Annotated in this window: 22 protein-coding genes and 1 tRNA gene; 13 read left to right on the forward strand and 10 right to left on the reverse strand. The window is 34.3% G+C overall.

Annotated features, from left to right (window positions below; all coding sequences use genetic code 11):
* Nucleotides 1–128: 128 nt before the first annotated feature.
* On the forward strand, nt 129–524 hold the full coding sequence (locus ACMT7R_RS11295) for a hypothetical protein (RefSeq protein WP_415312014.1): 396 nt from the start codon (nt 129–131) through the stop codon (nt 522–524).
* Between the two features lie 2 nt (nt 525–526).
* Here ACMT7R_RS11295 and ACMT7R_RS11300 read toward each other — a convergent pair whose 3' ends face one another.
* Nucleotides 527–1,234 carry a hypothetical protein gene (locus ACMT7R_RS11300; protein ID WP_415312015.1) on the reverse strand — a complete coding sequence of 236 codons (708 nt, stop codon included), beginning with the start codon at nt 1,232–1,234 and terminating at the stop codon, nt 527–529.
* 176 nt (nt 1,235–1,410) lie between these two features.
* On the opposite strand from ACMT7R_RS11300, the gene ACMT7R_RS11305 reads away from it, so the two are divergent.
* Nucleotides 1,411–2,088 (forward strand): hypothetical protein, encoded by a 678-nt coding sequence (locus tag ACMT7R_RS11305; protein WP_415312017.1) that lies wholly within the window; start codon nt 1,411–1,413, stop codon nt 2,086–2,088.
* A gap of 97 nt (nt 2,089–2,185) precedes the next feature.
* On the opposite strand, the gene ACMT7R_RS11310 is transcribed toward ACMT7R_RS11305, so the two are convergent.
* Nucleotides 2,186–3,241, reverse strand: coding sequence for a right-handed parallel beta-helix repeat-containing protein (locus ACMT7R_RS11310; protein WP_415312018.1), 1,056 nt, complete (start codon nt 3,239–3,241; stop codon nt 2,186–2,188).
* A gap of 164 nt (nt 3,242–3,405) precedes the next feature.
* Nucleotides 3,406–3,759 carry a hypothetical protein gene (locus ACMT7R_RS11315; RefSeq protein ID WP_415312019.1) on the reverse strand — a complete coding sequence of 118 codons (354 nt, stop codon included), beginning with the start codon at nt 3,757–3,759 and terminating at the stop codon, nt 3,406–3,408.
* A 186-nt stretch (nt 3,760–3,945) separates the two neighbouring features.
* Between ACMT7R_RS11315 and ACMT7R_RS11320 the strand changes: the two genes are divergently transcribed.
* The 3 genes from ACMT7R_RS11320 (at nt 3,946) to ACMT7R_RS11330 (ending at nt 5,717) form a co-directional block, all read left to right on the forward strand.
* Nucleotides 3,946–4,019 (forward strand) — tRNA-Ala (locus ACMT7R_RS11320).
* A 690-nt stretch (nt 4,020–4,709) separates the two neighbouring features.
* Nucleotides 4,710–4,871, forward strand: coding sequence for a hypothetical protein (locus ACMT7R_RS11325; protein WP_415312020.1), 162 nt, complete (start codon nt 4,710–4,712; stop codon nt 4,869–4,871).
* A 663-nt stretch (nt 4,872–5,534) separates the two neighbouring features.
* A complete protein-coding gene (locus ACMT7R_RS11330) occupies nt 5,535–5,717 on the forward strand; it encodes a hypothetical protein (RefSeq protein ID WP_415312021.1) in 183 nt (60 codons plus the stop codon).
* A gap of 375 nt (nt 5,718–6,092) precedes the next feature.
* On the opposite strand, the gene ACMT7R_RS11335 is transcribed toward ACMT7R_RS11330, so the two are convergent.
* Nucleotides 6,093–6,299, reverse strand: coding sequence for a hypothetical protein (locus ACMT7R_RS11335; RefSeq protein WP_415312022.1), 207 nt, complete (start codon nt 6,297–6,299; stop codon nt 6,093–6,095).
* A gap of 456 nt (nt 6,300–6,755) precedes the next feature.
* On the opposite strand from ACMT7R_RS11335, the gene ACMT7R_RS11340 reads away from it, so the two are divergent.
* The 4 genes from ACMT7R_RS11340 to ACMT7R_RS11355 all read left to right on the forward strand — a co-directional run bounded on the left by ACMT7R_RS11340 (nt 6,756) and on the right by ACMT7R_RS11355 (nt 11,219).
* A complete protein-coding gene (locus ACMT7R_RS11340; RefSeq protein WP_415312024.1) occupies nt 6,756–7,307 on the forward strand; it encodes a hypothetical protein in 552 nt (183 codons plus the stop codon).
* A 304-nt stretch (nt 7,308–7,611) separates the two neighbouring features.
* A complete protein-coding gene (locus ACMT7R_RS11345) occupies nt 7,612–8,379 on the forward strand; it encodes a hypothetical protein (protein WP_415312026.1) in 768 nt (255 codons plus the stop codon).
* Nucleotides 8,380–8,545: 166 nt separating this feature from the next.
* A complete protein-coding gene (locus ACMT7R_RS11350) occupies nt 8,546–10,024 on the forward strand; it encodes an MFS transporter (protein ID WP_415312027.1) in 1,479 nt (492 codons plus the stop codon).
* Nucleotides 10,025–10,349: 325 nt separating this feature from the next.
* Nucleotides 10,350–11,219 carry a S1C family serine protease gene (locus ACMT7R_RS11355; RefSeq protein WP_415312028.1) on the forward strand — a complete coding sequence of 290 codons (870 nt, stop codon included), beginning with the start codon at nt 10,350–10,352 and terminating at the stop codon, nt 11,217–11,219.
* A gap of 114 nt (nt 11,220–11,333) precedes the next feature.
* Here ACMT7R_RS11355 and ACMT7R_RS11360 read toward each other — a convergent pair whose 3' ends face one another.
* Nucleotides 11,334–11,792 (reverse strand): hypothetical protein, encoded by a 459-nt coding sequence (locus ACMT7R_RS11360; RefSeq protein ID WP_415312030.1) that lies wholly within the window; start codon nt 11,790–11,792, stop codon nt 11,334–11,336.
* A 475-nt stretch (nt 11,793–12,267) separates the two neighbouring features.
* On the reverse strand, nt 12,268–13,104 hold the full coding sequence (locus ACMT7R_RS11365; RefSeq protein ID WP_415312032.1) for an SDR family oxidoreductase: 837 nt from the start codon (nt 13,102–13,104) through the stop codon (nt 12,268–12,270).
* A 486-nt stretch (nt 13,105–13,590) separates the two neighbouring features.
* On the opposite strand from ACMT7R_RS11365, the gene ACMT7R_RS11370 reads away from it, so the two are divergent.
* Nucleotides 13,591–13,872, forward strand: a complete 282-nt coding sequence (locus ACMT7R_RS11370) for a peptidylprolyl isomerase (RefSeq protein WP_415312034.1) — start codon at nt 13,591–13,593, stop codon at nt 13,870–13,872.
* 571 nt (nt 13,873–14,443) lie between these two features.
* On the opposite strand, the gene ACMT7R_RS11375 is transcribed toward ACMT7R_RS11370, so the two are convergent.
* Nucleotides 14,444–14,977, reverse strand: a complete 534-nt coding sequence (locus ACMT7R_RS11375; protein WP_415312036.1) for a hypothetical protein — start codon at nt 14,975–14,977, stop codon at nt 14,444–14,446.
* A complete protein-coding gene (locus ACMT7R_RS11380; protein ID WP_415312038.1) occupies nt 14,955–15,122 on the reverse strand; it encodes a hypothetical protein in 168 nt (55 codons plus the stop codon). The genes ACMT7R_RS11375 and ACMT7R_RS11380 overlap by 23 nt, the downstream gene beginning before the upstream one ends.
* A gap of 409 nt (nt 15,123–15,531) precedes the next feature.
* On the opposite strand from ACMT7R_RS11380, the gene ACMT7R_RS11385 reads away from it, so the two are divergent.
* A complete protein-coding gene (locus ACMT7R_RS11385; RefSeq protein WP_148687030.1) occupies nt 15,532–15,957 on the forward strand; it encodes an NUDIX domain-containing protein in 426 nt (141 codons plus the stop codon).
* Nucleotides 15,958–16,102: 145 nt separating this feature from the next.
* Nucleotides 16,103–17,632: a B12-binding domain-containing radical SAM protein gene (locus ACMT7R_RS11390; protein ID WP_415312201.1), complete on the forward strand. Its 1,530-nt coding sequence runs from the start codon at nt 16,103–16,105 to the stop codon at nt 17,630–17,632.
* 100 nt (nt 17,633–17,732) lie between these two features.
* Here ACMT7R_RS11390 and ACMT7R_RS11395 read toward each other — a convergent pair whose 3' ends face one another.
* On the reverse strand, nt 17,733–18,065 hold the full coding sequence (locus tag ACMT7R_RS11395) for a hypothetical protein (RefSeq protein WP_415312040.1): 333 nt from the start codon (nt 18,063–18,065) through the stop codon (nt 17,733–17,735).
* Between the two features lie 55 nt (nt 18,066–18,120).
* Complete coding sequence (locus tag ACMT7R_RS11400) at nt 18,121–18,963, reverse strand: ferredoxin--NADP reductase (RefSeq protein WP_415312041.1); 843 nt, start codon at nt 18,961–18,963, stop codon at nt 18,121–18,123.
* A gap of 485 nt (nt 18,964–19,448) precedes the next feature.
* Here ACMT7R_RS11400 and ACMT7R_RS11405 point away from each other — a divergent pair, with 485 nt between their 5' ends.
* Complete coding sequence (locus ACMT7R_RS11405) at nt 19,449–20,060, forward strand: hypothetical protein (protein WP_415312042.1); 612 nt, start codon at nt 19,449–19,451, stop codon at nt 20,058–20,060.
* Nucleotides 20,061–20,066 lie beyond the last annotated feature (6 nt).

Genomic DNA, 20,066 nt, shown 5'->3' on the forward strand with positions numbered 1-20,066 from the left:
TTGGGACTCGCCAGAAAGTCATTCCACGATTAACAGACTATACTTATAAAACGTTATTTTGAAATCTATTGAGCAATTTTTTAAACATATATTTATATTCTATCTTGTAGTTAATTATGTGATTACCGATGGATGATTTTGATAAAGATTTTCCAGACTTTGATTGGAAAAATACTCCAGCTTATAAACATCCAGGAGGAAAGGATTGTCCTTGTCCCAAACACGAATATATACGAGAGCAAATTAATGTTGCCAAGACTCTAAATACCAATAGTAAAAATATAGATGCTGATAAGAAGCCATCTTCTAATGTAACTTTAAAGTTTTGTCCTGATCACTACAACGTATATTTTAATGAGGTGATTCCAGCTATGCCCTTAAAATATAGAATTATTACCAAAATTGCATTAAAATTAGGAGCCGTGGTGATCCAACAAATTCCATATATGATGTCGGACAAATGTTTTTACTGTAAATTCGGTTCAGGTGGATTTGATAAAAAGGTGGAGCTTCCTCCTATCTAGGTTTATTGAATATCTGACTTTGAGAGTAGGTTCTTTGCCAAATTTTTATGATTAGCTGCCAACACTAGTGAAGCAATATTTCTTATTATTATTGACAGATAAGGTATACTTCGACTGGATTTTATTTTCCTTGTGTACCCCTCTAGGAATTCTTCTTCAATTTTCTTGTATTTTGTACTCTCCAAGTCGAGCAAACTGGCTAAAAAAATACCAATGTCCAAACTTTTCATGAATTCCGTGGCTTTGTTCTGTATCAGTCCCAAATCTGTACGATAAATTTCTGAATTTCTTACCAAATAGTTCTGAGCTTTATTGTCGATAAAACACGCTCCGCTATCATGTAAGGTTCTAGTGATCGAGCCAACTTGCTGTACTATGCCAAAGTCATCGCTATTCTTGAGGTAGGCATACAAGTCACCACCTTCCACATATTCTTCCACTATGGTTTCCTGGTCAATTTTTATCAGTTTTGGGGTCGGAATACCGATTTTTTCCAATTCACTTCTCGAAGAAAAACCTTCGTTGAGCAAGATGAATTTGCCTGTCTTGAGCGGAGAGCATGGGTGCAGCAGAATGAAAGACATGAATGTAAACATGAAAACTAGCAAATGTTCGTGGATATTCTTTACCGTCTTGTTTCTTTTAATCACTACTTTCTGACCTTCAATATTGGAAATCATAATGTCTCTTTGCCAATTTACAAAATGCAAGAATGTTCTCTATACTAGATGCAATCTATTAAATACTTTTAATTATTTTGCGATTGCCCTTTTGAAAATCTAAAAATATTTCAATGGTTCTCTTCACTTTAAAGAGGGAATTAAAATTTTTTGCAGTATTATTGTATGCAAAAAGCTTTATAGATGAATAATTATAAGATATTTCTGTGTTTAAATACGCTACGACTTTCAAAATTTTAAGTACATTTTTGATTGGAGGAATTTTGCTGTCTCTTAGTACAACAAATTCTTACGCAACATTAGCAACTTTCTCTGAATATGACTACGGATATGGGCCTATAGCCAGCATAAATAACGACTGGGTATTGGCAGGACACTGGATGGGTTATTATGACCCCGAAAACCTCACCGATTCTGGTTTTCACGCCACATTTGATATGGTGATGAAAAATGGATCTGCTCCTCACATGCATCAGATTACCAACACTACGATTAGTGACGTAAAAATGAATGGAACTGATGAGATAATTCAAGGAACCATAACTATTTCAATGAAGGACGGCCCAGTGTCGAATGTACCTACCACATGGACGACGTACAATAATAATACACTCGCTATTGAAATTGATCCATCATTAATCAATAATCACTTTGGTGAAACACCAATCTATGGGCTTGCTTTAACCCCTGAAAAGGAGATGAAAACTATGACGTCGATGATGGAGGATACGAAATTTATGGATGAATGGATCCCGTTGATGATGCAAAATGTTATGAGCAACCTTCAACTGGGCGCTGGTAATTCCACTTCTATGCCACCAATGAATATGTCTATGAACGAGTCCCCCGTTTCAAATAACGGTACACTCCTACCTATCCAGTAATCGGAAAATTCCGATTCCTTCATTTATTTATTTATACGAGATTTGTTCTTGATCTAAAAATACCAGTCACATACCAGTCTGCAAATAAAGCATCACATTATCTGCCTATACATAGTCCTGAAGGTAAGCTAGTTTGGCAGTTATTATTTGAATAATGATTATTGTTTATGTTAATAGGCAGATTGTTCGCATTATTGATGTCTAATATGTTGTTAAATACATTATTAAAATCCACATTGTTTAAGGAACTTTGAGTATCAAGAAATATGCCGTTACTTGTATTTAATATGTTGTTTCCATGAAGCGTAGTATTTGCAGTATTGATCAGTGTGACCCCTGAAAGACGATTGTTACTTAATTGGTTAAAATTAACTTGAGCATCTTTAGAAGAATGTAACGCAACTCCAATTGTATTTTCACTTACCATATTATTTGAAATTTGTGCATTTTGCGCACCAGTAAGATAAAATGCAACTTTGTTATTATTTATGTTTATTTCATTTGCGTAAACGTCTGTTCCTCCAGAAATATATATTCCTGATTGAAATCCGGAAATAATTCCATTACCTGTTATAGTTACATTATTTTGCCCTCCGATCATTATTCCAACTTTATTGCTATCTATACCCGGTCCTTTGAGCGAGAATCCGTTCATATCTATGGTGGTGTCGTTTCCTCCAACAATAAGTCCATCGTTATCACAAATAAGGTTGGACCCCAATTTTACACTCCCTTGTACTATTTGGCCACAAGCAGGAATTATCTCTGCAGATACACTTTTTTGGCCACTTGATGAACCTTGACCATTATTCAAAGAAACTGATGGTGTGGGATTAACTACATCTGTGTTATTTCCTTCATCTTCTATTTGACTGTCATCCACATTCGGATCACTAGTTTGTTCTTGTATACTGGCGATTCGGTCACCTGCATCATCATTACTATTAGAATTACCTGTATTCTGACTAGTAATGATATTTTTTTGGGGGTCAAGCTGATTAGATTGAGGTAATATAGGGTCATTACCTGTAGAGCTTGAAGCTAAATTCCATTCAAAAAGTGGTAATTGTATTACAATTGAAAATAATATAAAAATAATTGAAAATTTCATTATCCGAATATTTTTCGAGTCATACCACTCTGCCTTCTTCATCGATACAAATCTACAAGAAGTATATTATATCAATATTACCTTTACTTTATCTCTATGTGAAAGGTAATCTGATGAGATTTTGTAGATTTGAAAAATTCATCAACAATTTTTCTTAAATTGGTTTCGATTAATTTGATTGTTAAGAGGAAGAATTCAATAAATTATCATTTTTTTAAATAATTATCCTCCAAGTCCAAGTATTTCTTCCTAAGACTTTCATATTCATCAGGATGAATTTCAGGAGCGTTTAGATACATGTAGTTATTAGCCTTCTCGTGGTTTTTCAGTCTTTTCCAATTTGACAGAAATTTTCTGATAAAATCATCGACAACCTCTCTGTTGGTTAATCCAGTAGAGTCTATTTTGAGACTCTCATTAATTATACAAATCTCTTCTTTGTTGTCTCCACTGATATACTCTATCGGAATAGGTTTAAACTTTTTTCCATCTATCTTGTTCGGAATAATAATGGCAATGTATGGATTAGTACTTGTTTGGTATAAATCACCTTCACTCATCCTTTATTATTGAACTAGTGAAATTAAAAACTGATTGGATAGTAGTTATTTGACGTCACACCAGCAAATATTGCCTAAAATAGATAGAGAAAAACTTGTTCAAGGTTAAATTCTAAAAGATGCTATAAACTCGTTAATAGTCTTATCAACAAATATTTATGTGGATATAAATAACCCTATCTAACGGGGCCGATCGTCTAGCCTGGTAGGATACGGCATTGGCATTGCCGAGGTCGTGGGTTCGAATCCCACTCGGTCCATATTCATAATTTGCTAAAAACTGGATGTCACAATTACATTGAAATGTAGAAACAATGGATTAGGTGATTATGTATAACTCACGTCGGATTTGGGCTTGTATAATTTGCTTGTTAATTCCAATTGATCTTAATTTGACAGAATTACTTTAACCGTTTTAGCTCATTTTAGATTTTATTCAAATACTAGAAAAGTCCAAAAGAATACTGTAAATTATTTTTCAAGAGTTGCAATAGGAAAAAAGTTAGGTTCGTCAGCGTGCATGAGAATAATGAGTGAAAGGACGTCTGATAAGTAGTAACGTAGATTTAGTTATCCCATATTAATAATTTCAACTACAGCACTTGAAGCATTTGGGGATCAGAGTTTACTAACAATTTATATGAATCTAACGGGAAGTTTATATTTTCAATAATTTTGTTAGTAAATGTAGCCATCTTGTTTTTGCGATTTTATTGTTATTATTATGAAAGATGAAATAACTACCTACAGTATAACTGGACAAATAATTAGCTTAAATTTGATACTTTAGGAAATATTAAATAGAAATCTTTGATATTCAACCAAAAGAAATTGTAAAAATTATTCAAAATCCCCATTTAAATAACAAAGAATACATAGAATTCAAAAAACCTAAAAAGAATATCTTATCATGTAAAAAAATGAACTACAAACAGCAATGAGTATTAGCTGTGGCTCTAATCGCTTTTTTCATTCTCGTAGCAATTGCTGTAAATACGCCAGCATTATCGAATACACCATTAGTTCAACCTCAAGGCCAACCAGAAATTGCAGTAGATAATGAAACCGCATCAGAAAGCGCATCTGCTATCAATGCTAGTAACAGTACCTGAATAAGTGATAATTGATAATCAAGGACTTGGTATAACTACAGAACAACAACAAAGGAGTGGATTGAACCACAATATCATTCAAATATCATATTTTTTATTAATTAACTATATTAATCCTTAAGTCTAAATGGAGGAACTTGAGGCAGGATTTTCAAAACTAACATACATGGAGGCGCCATCAAAACGAAATCTTATCTGAGTATCAACGGTTTTCGCTTCCTTGAAAGTGATGATATTAATCCATAATCGCGCCAATAATGCTCAAAAAGCCAATGGAACAAATAAAACTTCATGAATCAAAAAAACTGTAAGAATAATGGAGTAAAAACTTGTTTTCATTGACATGGAATTTATTTCTAGTATCGTATCAGATTTTTTGTCAACAGAAAAGTAATAGATTGGCCTTATAATTTGTCTGCCTAGATATAGTTTGAGATGGTGGGCAAACATTTCATACTCATAGGAATGCTTACATCTAAAGTCCCGTTGCCAAAGATCAGATAACCGTATTATCACACATCAATATGAATAAACTGTAACAATGTAACAGTCTTTTATAAAGTATTAGTAGTTTTGTCATAGCTATTTATCATGAAAAGAATCTAAAAGTATCCTCTGAGTGAGCGCGATGATTTTATGAAACTGTGTATTATAACTTTCAGTTTGCGTAGCAGACACATTGTATCTTACTTGTTAATGTCCTTAATGATTGCGAGAATAGCTTCAACACATGATCAGGTAGGAATTACCAAAGATGTATCTGAAATCCACTCGACTATAGCAAACAGGACCCCAACTTTATTAAGTGGATTTCAGCGTCCATATCCCAGTCAAGTGTATCATTAAAAGGTAACGAAATTCCTTTAGTTGTAAAAGGAAGAGCATGTGGATTAAAATCTCGTACGTATCAATTAGATCAGTCGAAACAAGCTAGAAGTTAGGTTATTCTCAGAGAGGAAAGCAAAGTGGGATCTAGATGTTAGTTCCAAACAAAGTGTACAAGATGGAATTTTGTAGAGATCCGTCTAGTAACATAATGGAAATTTACAGCTATAACTTAGAAGAATCTAATAGCTTTGTAACATAAACATAATCTCAGATTTAATTTTCATTATATCTTTTGGCTACTCTAAAAGTAATTGATAGATCTACAACGTTATATTGATTGTAAAAATTATTGAAACCAATATAAAATAACAAAATTTTTAGAATTGTAACTAATTATCTATATGTATTTACATCCCCTTCAGGTGTGGTTATATTAGACATATTAGATGTCGACAAATTCGCTTGACCTTGTGCATCTGATGAATTTAATAGTTCCAAAGTTTGGTTAATTTTATTAGATTGGGCAAGTGCTAGTGAATTACTACCAATTAGTAAAATGGCAACGGCCAATCCCATTAATGCTAAAAAGCTGTTTTTCATGTTCAACTTTAATTATAATAATATTTAAGGGATTGTGATTTTCTTGCCAGCTGGCATCTCTAATTTCAGTTAAATCCTGACAATCGGTTTATTTTTGAGGCAGTACCATTATCTAAATATGATTAGAATTAATTAGACGCAAATATCTATCTTTTAAAAGGCTGAGCGTGTTTGCAAACGCTTGCAATCGAAACTTAAAATTTAATTTTACTTGTAATGCAGAAAAAATATTGACTTGTAAAGGGATATGTTTGAGATATGATAAAGTTGGTGGGGGTAAAAATTCAGCATATGCTCAGGGATATAAAAGATGTACAGGCTGTAGCCTATATATCAAGTACAATGGAATTCGCTGCCCCTGTTGCAACTTTCCCTTAAGGACAAAAAAAAGAAATTGAAATGCAAATAGTATGGGTAAACAAAGGATATTATTATATAAATCTCCAATATTGTTGAATGCATGAAAGGGACAATTCAAGCTATGGAGAGTCAAAGAAAACTTCTACAATGACTTTTAGGATTGATGAAAATGTGCTTAATATTCTGAGATCAGAGTCCGAGAGAAATCAAGTTACACTCAATAGCTTAGTAAATCAATTGCTTAAACGTTATGTGGAATGGGATATGTATGAACCAAAGGTAGGGCTGATACCAATAGCAAAACCTATTGTCGTCGAATTGTTTAGCAAAATGTCTAAGGAAGATATATCAAATATGGCAAAGAAAATAGGAAAAGACGTAGTCCATGATATAGCTTTATTTATGAAAAATAAGATGGACCTTGATTCATTTTTATCATGGTTTGAGACAAGGATGACAAGTTCATTAACTGAAACCAACCATACTGTTCAGGATGGCTATCATGTATATGTCTTAAAACACGAGCTTGGTGAGAATTGGTCTTTGTATCACAAGATTGTTATAGAATTACTGTTTAATGAAATTTTTAACAAGACAGTTAATGTGACTGTAAGTAATACTACAATTCGGTTTAGATTTAGAGCCTAAATTATCTGTATTATCTTCGTTAGATGGAAATTTACTGCTAAAATAATGTTTATTCTAATAAAAATAACGTAATTTGATAATTTATTAGATCTTATCTTGTCTGATTTTGCTCATTTTCCTGTTAAAATTGAATATTTTTTAAATTATAATGATTTTTTTAGCCACCCTAATTGAATTACGGCGAGTAGATGGCAACACAAAACGAAATTTCAGGTCCGTACAAATAGGTATAATTTTCTATAATTATCTTAGTTAATAATTTATCAGAAATGTCTATATATACTTTTTTCACTATACTTAATAAATGTATAATATATTATCTCAAAAGAGAATAATAGCAACATCTGTAGTGATGGCTTTTGCATTTGTAATGGTCATGGGTCCAGCAGCCATGACATTTAATGTCTTTGCCACAGCCAACGAATTGGAGCAAGAAATTGAACAATCTCAATACTCAACACAACTAGGATTTTGTGTTTCTGGAGAAGATACCTTCATATCATGTAATAATTTGAACGTTCAAGCTCAAAATAACGAAGGTGATAACGCAGCAGCACAAAGCTCAGATGACGACGGTGGTGACAACGAAGCTGAGCAAGAGATAGAACAAGAGCAATCATCCGAGCAGAGCGCAGCTTGTGTATCAGGAAGTGGTACATTTGTTTCATGTAATAATGTCAATGTTCAACTTCAAAACAACGAAGGTAGTAATGCCTTGGCACAAAGTTCAGGTGGATATAAAGGTGGTGACAACGAAGCTGAGCAAGAGATAGAACAGGAGCAATCATCTGAACAAAGTAGTCAAGTTTCTTCAGGCGACGATTCAGTATTATCCGGCAATAACGTAAACGTTCAGGCTCAAAATAACGAAGGTAGCAACGCAGCAGCACAAAGCTCTGGCGGTGATGACCATGACAGTGGTGATAACGAATCTGACCAAAGTATAGAACAAGAACAAGATTCTGAGCAGGATAGTCAAGTTTCTTCAGGCGACGATTCAGTTGGGTCTGGTAACAACGTAAACGTTCAGGCTCAAAATAACGAAGGTAGCAACGCAGCAGCACAAGAGTAATTTGATTAGGGGAGTAGAATCTCCTAAAGCCTAATTTTTTTTATTATTGAGATACCATAAATTATCCTTTACCATTCTTGTATCCATTTCGGATCAACTGAGCATAAAGATTTCTTATTGATTAAGACGTGAGATTATAATCAGTCCAGGATTTTTACTAAATTAAGTGGTGGCATTTGAAGCGTTTGTATATGATGATGATCTTAGATTCATTAATAAACCGAATTTGAACTACAAATGGGTAGCCCTCAGTAATACGACCATTGGATCACTTATGGCGTCGTTGGATAGAAATATAATAATAATTGCACTTCCAACCATCGCTTTAGATTTAAATGTTTCATTAATTACCCTTGTTTGGATAACCATCGGTTATTGGGTTGTTACTGCTTCTGCTCTGCTAACATTTGGTAGGTTAGCTGATATGTTTGGTAGAGTAAAATTGTATAATGTTGGATTTGCCCTCTTCACGGTAGGCTCTACATTATGCTGTATATCTCAAACTGGTGAACAGCTTATTATTTTTCGAATAATACAAGGGATTGGTGCTGCTTTTATCTTTTCAAATAGTGCTGCCATAATTTCAGATTCGTTTCCAGAAACTGAGCGTGGAAAGGCTTTAGGAATAAACCAAATATCTATAGTAATTGGTTCAGTAATAGGACTCGTAGTAGGCGGGGTTCTAACTTCTTACCTGGGATGGAGATCTATCTTTTGGATAAATATTCCAATCGGGATTTTCGCTACAGTCTGGGCACTATCAAAATTAAAGGAATTGGGACATACAAAGATAGAGAAAATTGACTGGTATGGCAATATACTCATGACTTTATCTCTTCTTATGCTTCTATTTGGTATCACATTTGGCTCCTTCCAAATTATCAATACTATGTGGACAATTTTCTTCATTATATCAGGTATATTGTTTTTGGTTTTGTTCTATATGAAAGAAAAAAGAACGATGTATCCGATGATAGATTTAACTATTTTTCAATCAAGAATTTTTACTAGCAGCAATATTGCTATTTTTCTTAACTCATTGGCTCGAGGCGCATTTTCTTTTGTTATTGTGTTTTATCTACAAGGCCCAAGCATGTCATTATCGCCACTAGAAGCAGGGATATATTTAATACCTGTATCACTGGCCCTGGCGATTCTTGCACCGATAGCAGGATGGATGTATGATAAATACAAGTCACCTTCCTTCTCACAATTGGGGCTCATGCTCTCTGCAGCAGGATTCTTGATGCTTGTAGGAATTGGTGAGCAGATATCTTTCATGGAGATCTTATTACCACTAATCCTAATCGGCGCTGGTATGGGGATATTCACATCTCCAAATCGTACCGCGATAATGAATTCAGTTCCTCAGAATAGACGCGGTATCGCAGCTGGAACAAGTACAACGTTAGTTATGACTGGGAGTGCATTTAGTGTTGCGATGGTTTTTCTGATATTCTCAGTCACGTTACCACCAGAACAGGCAAACAACATCTTTGCGGGAACATTTGATGATACTTCGACAAATACTAGTATCTCTAAACAGGTAATATTAGATAACTTTTTGATGTCCCTCAGATACATATTTCTTATTTCTGCGTTTTTGATGATCACTTCAGTAGTTATTCAATACAAGTTAAAATGACAGGTACCATTCACCATATTTTGCAACAGACGATACCATAAGGCTATCTCGCATAACTAATTAAAACCTTGTATCAAAGTAACTATACTATTTATATTACCCTACAGCTCTAATATCAGCAGTGAAAGAGATTTCTTCACCACCTATCAAGATTAAACAAAGACTACAATTCAAACTTGATTATATTATCTATAATACTTCATTACGTAATATAACTACAAGGGGAGTAATCTAAATAATACCTATAGATAACGATAAGGAAAACATAGTAATAAACGCGGTAGAGAAAGTAAGCAAAGACGTTGTCAATATAGCTTGTGTAAGAATGGTTAAAGATCAATTATTAAGGGTATTTCCAGTGGAAGGCGTTGGATCGGGCGTGATCATCGATAAAAAGGGATATATCCTCACAAATAATCATGTAATTGAAAAGGCCAACAAACTAAAGGTGACTACCACCGACGGAAATATGTATGAGGGAAACGTCGTCGGGGCCGACAAGCAAACCGATTTGGCTATAATAAAAATTGACTCAAAGGATGCCCTCTCTTCTGCTGTGTTGGGCAATTCCGATATGCTTAAAATTGGCCAAATAGTCATTGCGATTGGAAACCCGTTTGGTCTAGATGGCGGACCCTCTGTTACGGCAGGTATAATCAGTTCTTTAACTAGGAGATTGCGTTTCGAAAATGGAGTTATGGAATTGATTCAGACAGATGCCTCCATAAACCCTGGTAATTCTGGCGGCCCTTTGGTTAACACGAATGGAGAGGTTATCGGGATAAATACTGCTAAAATACCATATGCTCAGGGAATTGGATTTGCGGTTCCAATCAATGTAGCAAAAATGATAATTAATGACTTGATTACAAATGGACGCGTAACCAACAGACCATGGATCGGAATTTCTGCTATCAAAATCAATAGAGAATTGGCCAATTCATATAGACTGCCAAGCATTCAAGGCGCTCTCATTGCTCAAATACAAGATAACAGTCCAGCCCACAAAGCAGATCTGCGGAAGGGTGATATTGTTGAATCTATTGATGGAATTACAATAGTTGATCCATATCAAATTTCTAATCACATCAAAAAATTATCCATACGCGATAAAATAGTCATTAGGATCAATAGATATGGTAAAAGGATTGAAAAAGAGATCTTGCTTATGCCTCATCCAGCAAATCTCACCTAAGAAGGTCAAAAATATTGGCAATGATCCAATGACTTATTACTTCAGTAGAATTGGATGATTTATTATTTACTCGTATTATCGACATCCAACCATTAGGCAGATAAGATATTATAACTAGTTCCTAGAGATTGTATTTCTTCTCCTTCTACTACTTGTTATCTTTTTCACCTGCTGTCCAGCTTCTTCGATATCGGCATCAATTGTTTCTAGTTCGAGGTTTAATTTCGCAACCCTAGGGGTAGCCATTGCAAATTGTATATGAAAGCATGCAAACGAATTGCAGAGTGAACAATGCAGTTTATTTTCACTGAGGTGAATTTCAGTTATCTTGTTTTCTTTGAAATCCTTGATATACAAAGTGTCTCTTGTACATCCTTCTTCAGAGAGGAACGGTGCATAATGTCTTAAAAATTCATCCTTTTCTAAAATATCATGAAGTAATTCATTTACAAAACCTCCAAAATGTTCATTAACGTATGGATTTCTCTCTCTCTCCTTTTTCCATTTATTCCTAAGTTCTTTAACGATATTTACTCGAAGAGTTATCAACTCCGCTGCGTTTGATCTCGGCATATGTATAATACTAAATGTACTATTGAGATATTTAACTCTACTAGAATAAACAATGTAGTACATGGGGTAATCCCCTCTGATAGCGTAATCAGTTTGTATATTGTTTAACGATAAATCATATAATATGAATGTGGGAGTAAATCGGGTCGTCATCAACACAGCATAAAAAATATTCTGGTCGTCGTTATTCCAATGATTTTATTTTTTTCAGAAACAACCACTATGATCATACGCCCCTCCTGACAAAAAAAGAATACTATAATAGCCCAATCAAACAGTATTTGCAAATCACTATTTTGACAAGTTCGGCGTATCGAAGCTTAAAGCGCTAGTAGCAGCAAATGATCCGAATATTTGGTTTTCAATTTATGTATGTATTCAAAAAATAGTTTGCTTTATTTACTTAATCTAGCTTATGTGATGCAGTCTAATGAATTAGGATTTTCTATCAGATCCACCCCAGAAGTATTTTAGTCTAATCTCCCATTTTTTTTAACATACTATGAAAATCCTCATCTGATAACTTGTTTTTAATTTCCATTATTTGTTCAACATCCTTACCTGCCAAATAGCGTAACCTAGGATTAGTATCTTCTATAGATTCCTTTATGATGTTTGCTACAATTCCTGGGTCCTGTCCGCTCTCGTTCAATTTGTTTATTCCTTTCTCTGAATTCTGCATGAAATTCTTATAGGGTGAGTTTGGATCCCTTGCTTTACGGGCCAATTTAGATGAATTTAGAAAATTGGTCTTAATTATTCCTGGTTCTATGATGATTGTTCGAATACCAAATGGTTCCAACTCATAGGAAATAGATTCGGTTAAACCTTCAACGGCAAACTTTGAACTGACATAAGCAGAATTTGTTGCAATTCCAAATCTACCGAGGCCTGAACTTATGTTAATTATGATACCCGATTTTTGATCTCTCATGATCGGTAATACAGCTTGAGTAGTTCTAATTAAACCAAAAAAATTTGTTTCATATTGTGATCTAATTTCTTCGATAGAAAGATCCTCAAACGCTCCTGTTAGTCCATATCCGGCGTTATTTATTAGTATATCAATTCTGCCTGCTTTCCTAAATATAGATCCGATACCTTTTGAAACAGAGTACTGATCTGTAACATCTAGTGGGCTAACCGTTAGGGGTATCTCTTCTTTTATCACAATTTTCTTAAGTAAACCACCTTTTCGTAAGTCTCTCATGGTTGCAAAAGTTACGTATCCTGACCTGGCCAATAATAAAGAAGTTTCAAAACCAATTCCGCTAGAACTTCCTGTAACAATAGCAACTTTCTGCCCGTCCATGAATTACTCATTATATGAACAAATTAATAAGTTATTCAATTGATTGGCAAAATCCTGATAATTTTTAGATTGCATTATAGGCAACGGTTTGTATCGAGTGTCTTTGCTTTATTGTACTTGACCTCTAATGTTTTAGAACCGGTTTATTGTAAGGATAGCAGAGTAAAGTCCTCCCCATAGTAATATGTAAACCGGTCTGAAATATAGAATATTAACGACAAGTTGATTAGATTTTAATACCCTTCGAATTCATTTCGAAAGAAATCTCTCAATCTTAAAATATTAGTACTAGTAAACAATTATAAAATATTGACTCGATTCGATGAGTAAATGTGTTTTATACCATTTAGTACGAAATCTGAATCCATTTGTACTGCTTCCGGGGCCCGCATTATCTTGTTAAACTTGACTTACTTCAGTCAAGAAAGCAATACAGTCTCCAAAATTTATTATATGTGAATTTCTAATTTAATAAAAGAATTTAATTTGGGTGATAAAATAAAGTGTTATCATATATTGGTAAAAAAACAGAGCGAAGCATTGGAGATCTTGGAGAAATTAAAAAAAGGAGAAGGATTCGCAAATTTGGCTAAAGAATTTTCTATAGACAAGGGAAGCGGAAAAAAAGGGGGTGATTTGGGATTCTTTGGACGAGGTATGATGGTAAAACCATTCGAGGATGCCGCTTTCAAGCTAAAAAAAGGCGAGGTAACTCCCGAACCGGTTAAAACGCAATTTGGTTATCACATAATCAAAAGGTCCGGTTAGCATGAGTTTTATTATTTGAACTTCTCATGTAATGGGATTATATACTGGTTACCAGTACATGGTTAGTGCGTATTTTTGTTTGGTCTAGAATTATCATTTGGATTTGTAATAAACTAAAAATGGTAAGTTCAACGGATCTATTGCCCTCATTTTAAGAAGTATATTTGCATTATGACAGCAGTCCAACTTGAATAGATTTTACACGGGAACACGAGTAATTTGCTATCTTGTTGGGATCATAATGCAAACAATCTAATCTGGTATGACTGGTAATATAAATCGAAGTCTTCTTAAACAGTACTTGGGTTTTTTGTTTAGCTCGAGGTTCAGAATAATTACACATGTGAACTTAACAGAGTTAATTTCGAAAACTCAAATGATTCGTTTCCAAATTAAACAAAATGAAAATAATTATTTCATGGAAAATTAATTTCTCAAGAAATTTCAGTCAAATCCAAGGAATCAATACTAATTACGATTGCATAAACCTGTGCGAGTATTCGGATATGGAATATTCTACTCCATTTTAATCGGGTGGTATATTTTTAATCTGGTCCTGTTTAGCAAAAAATTAACAAATTGTCTTGTATGCCCATACAATATTTTCATTTTTTTTGACATAGTTGAATCTATATTTGGGATGATAGATTTTTTCAGCAAGCGAATTTGTAGTCTCAAATATGATGACTCTGATTTGACTACTAGTGTTGATAGACTTGACAAGACCTATACAAAACTGCAAAATGTATTTGCCAATTCTGAAACATCGATAATTTTGATCTATCCCTATTTTATCTATCAATAATCCTTTTGTAAAGTCATTCGTATCCTTTCCTTCCAGTCTTGGAATCCCAGGATTATGCTCTTGCCTTATAGTAGTTAACCCAACTACAAAGAAACCTATATGTTTCTTTTCATATTTTAGAACATAAGTCAATCCACTTGGGTGATATTTTCCGGTCATGATATTATCATAGTAATTTTGAACATCCAACGGGTCATCGCCATTTGATTGTGCAAAGTTTAGATTTGGTAACACATGCTTTTGTGCATCATATGGGACAAACTTTAGGTTATCTGGGTCAAACTCTGGAATCGGCATCATTTTTATGTTTCTCAAAGAAGTTGACAGATTCTCGTACAAATTCTTTATCAAATCTTTCAAGTTCTGACCTCGTGTATTCGCAAAATGATAAATAATTATCGTAATCCATTATCACTTCTCTCAAAAAGGGCAATGAGTTTGACATGATAATATATCTACACTGCCCTATTAAAATCAGTATTCACCGTAACTTTCTCGTCCTGGTTAATACATGTATGAAAAAATTAGGGATTTTGCTTGGAGTATTACATTGATTTGTGAATTTCAAACCCCATGCAAATTTACATGCAGGGAAATATTTTCAATTGCGAAATAATTAGATACATTACGAACCAAATTAGGTTTTCCTTCTACCATGCCATCAATTTATGAGCATCAAAGCTCCGCAGAATTGACCTAAATATTGACCACGTAGAGAATCCGTCAGATGAAAAGTTTAGCGGATCGTTTAAGAACTGAGGGTGGAATTAGAATAAATGGCTAAAATGGACAATAAGCATAGAAACAATATTATATTTATTAACTTACAAAATACGTAATTGGGATAGAGAAGAGTGACGATAGAGCTTTCAGTTGGTGGAATAATAAGATATCAATCAACGGAATTCAATAAAGATCATTCCGAATTTCTCCTTTTGAGAAATAAACGGGGATTTTGGGGATTTCCCCAGGGCCATAAAGAGAGAGGTGAAAATGAAATCCAAACATTGCAAAGGGAAGTTCAGGAAGAAACAGGAATTATTGACTTAGATATCCATCAGTATATTGGTAAGATTCAGTACAAGTACTTTAGAGCAGACGGAATTAGATCTGAGAAAGAAGTAAAATTTTACTTTGCCACAACACCCGTAAGAGAAGTTGTGATCTCAAATGAACATGAGGGTTTTAAGTGGACCACCTATCAGGAAGCACTCTCTATGCTTGATCATCGTCAATTAAAATCCATTATCTTAAAAGGACGAAGAAGAGGGCTTTACTAGAGTTTAGCATATTTTTGGAGTCCTACGTCGCATACTCTAAATGCTATGAAAATAATTTTATACCCACGTATTATAATTACAAGAGGATATAGATTAGAAGATGGTTTCTGGTAAAAGAATTGTTCTAACCGCCGATCGTAGCTTGATGACTAATTATCGAGGTAATTTTCTCTACGGGTTTATTGCATGTGGCCCTTATGAACTAGTTCCTGAATTTGTTTTCGATAAATTATTCTGTCCTAGCGTAGAAACAGACAAAAATACTGGTGAAATCAAAGTTGCTCAATGTGGGTTACGAAGAATAGAAAGTGCCTTGACCAGAGAGTACGATAAGAATGAAGTCTTTTTGGCTCATCCTGAAATGTTGGATAAATGTATTGGTCCTCAAACCAAAGTTGTTGGAATAAATGTGATGGATCCATTAGGAATGGCACCAGTAACTACTACAATGTCGCCAGAGAAACTGTCTTACGTTGCTATGAAATTCAAAAAAATGTGTGCTTCAATAATCCAGTTAAAGAAAAAATATGATTTCAAAGTAGTAGTAGGTGGTAACGGCTCATGGGAGTTGGCAAAACCAGAGAGAATGAAAATTCATGGAATCGACACCGTAGTTATAGGCGAAGCTGATGAATTAGCTCTTGATTTGTTCCATGATCTAGAAGCGGGGGATGCTCCAGAACTATTGCATACGTTCGTTCGAAATATTGAAAATATACCAGTCATTAAGGGACCAACAATTAACTCGTTGATTGAAGCTATGCGAGGCTGTGGACGAGGATGCGACTTTTGTGACGTGAATAAGCGTTCCAAAAAGGATATACCACTAAATAGATTACAGGAGGAAGCAAAAATTAATATAAAATATGGGTTTGATTCGATTTGGCTACAATCTGATGAAATGTTACTTTATGGATGTGATAACAAGGATTTCATACCAAACCAGGATGCCATTTTAGGGGTATGGCAGGGACTAAAGTCAGTTGGTGCTAATTTTATAGGGACTACACACATGACATTGTCTGCAGTTGCATCGTCTCCTGACCTTATCAAACGAATATCTCAAATTAATAATATGGAAAATAATGGTCGATGGCTTGCAACTAATTTGGGTGTGGAAACTGTGGCACCCAGAATGGTGAAAAAACACCTGGGAGTAAAAACTAGACCTTATCAACCAGAAGAATGGGGGGCAGTAGTAAGAGAAGGTTGCAAAATTCTTAATCAAAATCATTGGTTCCCTGCATTGACACTTATTATTGGTTGGCCGGATGAGACACCTGATGAAACTCAGTATACTATTGACTTGATCCAAGATTTTAAGCAGATGAATATGAGAGGACTAGTCGCACCATTGTTATATCAGGACTTCTCAGAAAAGAATTCAATGCACTTTGGGAACCTTAATGAATCTCAATTTGCATTGTTTTGGACCTGTTGGCAACATAACCTTCGGGTTATTAGTGACATAATTCCCATAATTATTCGAAACAAATCCTATGGACCCGCAATGAAGGTATTCATGGCCTTTTTGATCAAATTTGGAACTTGGGCCATTATGAGGTATTTACGGGGTTTATCCAAAGGTTTGTTTGATGGGAAACCCGCTGAAGATATTGTTGCCAAATATATACACCCACGCTCGGTGACAGCTCCTATGCCACCTAAACTCTAGAGTTTCTTTCCGATTATTTTTTTGTGAGGAAGAAATACGCTTCCAAAATTTGAAAATATCAATCTGATTATTGCAATATAAATAATAATAAATTTGCTCTCTACGATGAGCTAATTTGACTTAAAGCAGCATCTGCTATTGTGTCGCGCCTAGGAGAAATAACGATAAAATAGTTCTTGTCTGCTCTCTCCATAACACTTACCAATTTGTGTTTCTTTGCAGAAATATCAAATTCGTACATTCCTTGATCCAAACTCCCTTTTGTATAAATCATCAGTAACGTTTCTCCGGATAACGGAGTAATTGGCACCATGGAAAAAACATAGCCTTTGTATGAGCTGATTGGAAGTATTTGTTTCATATAAGGAGCTACTGAAACCAGATAAACTAATACATCTTCTATGGTTTCAAACTCTTCAAATTCAAACTTCATTTATGTAGTGTATTTGGGTTGAGGTTAAATAAACTTTAAAAAAGTAAAAAAAAATTTAGCCGTAAGATTCGAATTTCACATCAAAAGTTCCATCTTTTCTTTTGTTTCTCTCGGTTACAAATCCCTTGGGTACAAGAGAATCTAATACACCGTCGACAGTACCTTGCCACCCGCATACGTAAAAGGAAGTGTTTTCTGGAGTTATCTTTTCGCCAACAAGTTCCTCTAATGGTGATTTATCTTTACCTGGTTTTGGTCTCAAAAATGTTTCAACCCTTCCCTTGTGACCATTCCAAGATCTATTAAACCATTCTTGAGGTCTACTTATGCTCGCTCGATATCTAAAATTCCAACCACTACTATTGCTGTCTAAGCTTTCTGCTTCTAACTCTGTGAGTAATTCCCTATAGCTGAGCTCATCAACATAACTGGCTCCATGTAAAACAATTATTTGTCTCTTGCTGCCCTTGGATTTTAAGTGCAATGAATATGAGATAAACGGGGCCAGACCTGTTCCTCCCCCTATAAGGACTAGCCTCCTATTATCCGGACTGCCATCGGGCATTTTTTCATTTATGGTAAATATGCCTGTGGGCTTTACCCAGCTAATTTCATCTCCCTCTTTCTTATTGAACAGCTCCGTTGTAAGTCTACCCGGTAAGGGTTTTTTGACCCAGCGGACAACGAGTTCAAAGTGTTTTTTTTGTTCTGGGGGCGAAGCTATCGAATATGCTCTTCGAATAATTTTACCTTCCTTGGGTACGTTCAAACCTAAAGTCACAAATTGCCCAGGTTTAAAGTCAGGAACTTGACCCTCGTTTGGTTTTATGTGAAAAATTGCAAGATCCTCCTTTAGAACTCTTATATAAGAAATCGTCGCCTTATTGTCAACTACCATAATAATCTCTGTTTTAAGCCAAGTTAGTTAAATATTTTGTTTTATTCTACAATTCAAGAGATATTATGCTTCGGAGTTGGAGTGATCAAATCAACAATTCCGCTAATATTAGTTATATTTTTTTAATATATTGTAATAAGGAGAGCCCTTATGCCTTTCTATGCATTTCTGACAGATTGATTTATCCCCGTATTTCCTATGGCAGGGACAATCGCATATAGAACTAATATTAGAACCCAAATATTATTGTAGTACCCAAATCCGAACCATATAAATTATTATTATTTACAGACTGAAATTCAAAGTAGATAGTCAAATCTATTAGAACTATTCAAGTCTTGGCAAAATATCGTAAAATGTAAGGTTTATAATTTGACTCTAGTATCGTGATAGATACTGAACCAGTATTGTATATATTGTAGAATAATGCCCACTTATTTATCAAATTGTCGCAAACATTTCAACTTTTAGTCTCCAAAATAATTATGTCATCAAAACCTTGTAAAAAGGTATTAGAGTATGACGGAATTGGATCAAATAGACTAGTAATACGGGAGCAATCTGGAAAATTAATGCTAAATTGCAAAAACGTCCCTGCACTTAAGGAAAAAATTAGTGGATTGGGGGTTTCTATTACCATAATTAAGAATTTGGATGAATATCAGTTTTTGATATGCAAGTATATACCCAATTTGAGTGATCAAAATATTTTTAAATTTAAATTTCAAAAAATACGATTATTGATTTTTTTATTTATTGATAAGTTTACTATTAACTTACTTGAAAACAGCGATCTATTATCTAATAAGTTAAATGATCTAAATAAAGCAGGAAACAATATTCTAAAAGAAGCTTCTGAACTGCTTCAGCTTTTTAGGGGCACTGCGACAAGTGAAGGATTCAACATTGATCGAACCAAGAATCTTGAGAATCAAATAAACCTTCAAAAAGATTACTTTGTTAATTTTGATCTTGATGAAAGCAAAGTCAATAAAATCTTGTTTTCTATATATGGTATCAATATGGAAGATAAATCATCCAAAAATGCTGAAGATTATCATGATAATGAAATTGATGATGAAGAAAGTGATAGCTAGTATAGA

This window comes from Candidatus Nitrosocosmicus sp. FF01 (genome assembly GCF_047711275.1).
In the GTDB taxonomy this organism is placed as follows: domain Archaea; phylum Thermoproteota; class Nitrososphaeria; order Nitrososphaerales; family Nitrososphaeraceae; genus Nitrosocosmicus.

Coding starts and splice junctions, on each gene's coding strand:
- ACMT7R_RS11295 (WP_415312014.1), top strand. CDS start 129: ATGGATGATTTTGATAAAGATTTTCCAGACTTTGATTGGAAAAATACT.
- ACMT7R_RS11310 (WP_415312018.1), bottom strand. CDS start 3,241: ATGAAGAAGGCAGAGTGGTATGACTCGAAAAATATTCGGATAATGAAA.
- ACMT7R_RS11315 (WP_415312019.1), bottom strand. CDS start 3,759: ATGAGTGAAGGTGATTTATACCAAACAAGTACTAATCCATACATTGCC.
- ACMT7R_RS11335 (WP_415312022.1), bottom strand. CDS start 6,299: ATGAAAAACAGCTTTTTAGCATTAATGGGATTGGCCGTTGCCATTTTA.
- ACMT7R_RS11340 (WP_415312024.1), top strand. CDS start 6,756: ATGCATGAAAGGGACAATTCAAGCTATGGAGAGTCAAAGAAAACTTCT.
- ACMT7R_RS11345 (WP_415312026.1), top strand. CDS start 7,612: ATGTATAATATATTATCTCAAAAGAGAATAATAGCAACATCTGTAGTG.
- ACMT7R_RS11355 (WP_415312028.1), top strand. CDS start 10,350: ATGGTTAAAGATCAATTATTAAGGGTATTTCCAGTGGAAGGCGTTGGA.
- ACMT7R_RS11360 (WP_415312030.1), bottom strand. CDS start 11,792: ATGCCGAGATCAAACGCAGCGGAGTTGATAACTCTTCGAGTAAATATC.
- ACMT7R_RS11365 (WP_415312032.1), bottom strand. CDS start 13,104: ATGGACGGGCAGAAAGTTGCTATTGTTACAGGAAGTTCTAGCGGAATT.
- ACMT7R_RS11375 (WP_415312036.1), bottom strand. CDS start 14,977: ATGATGCCGATTCCAGAGTTTGACCCAGATAACCTAAAGTTTGTCCCA.
- ACMT7R_RS11380 (WP_415312038.1), bottom strand. CDS start 15,122: ATGTCAAACTCATTGCCCTTTTTGAGAGAAGTGATAATGGATTACGAT.
- ACMT7R_RS11390 (WP_415312201.1), top strand. CDS start 16,103: ATGACTAATTATCGAGGTAATTTTCTCTACGGGTTTATTGCATGTGGC.
- ACMT7R_RS11395 (WP_415312040.1), bottom strand. CDS start 18,065: ATGAAGTTTGAATTTGAAGAGTTTGAAACCATAGAAGATGTATTAGTT.
- ACMT7R_RS11400 (WP_415312041.1), bottom strand. CDS start 18,963: ATGGTAGTTGACAATAAGGCGACGATTTCTTATATAAGAGTTCTAAAG.
- ACMT7R_RS11405 (WP_415312042.1), top strand. CDS start 19,449: ATGTCATCAAAACCTTGTAAAAAGGTATTAGAGTATGACGGAATTGGA.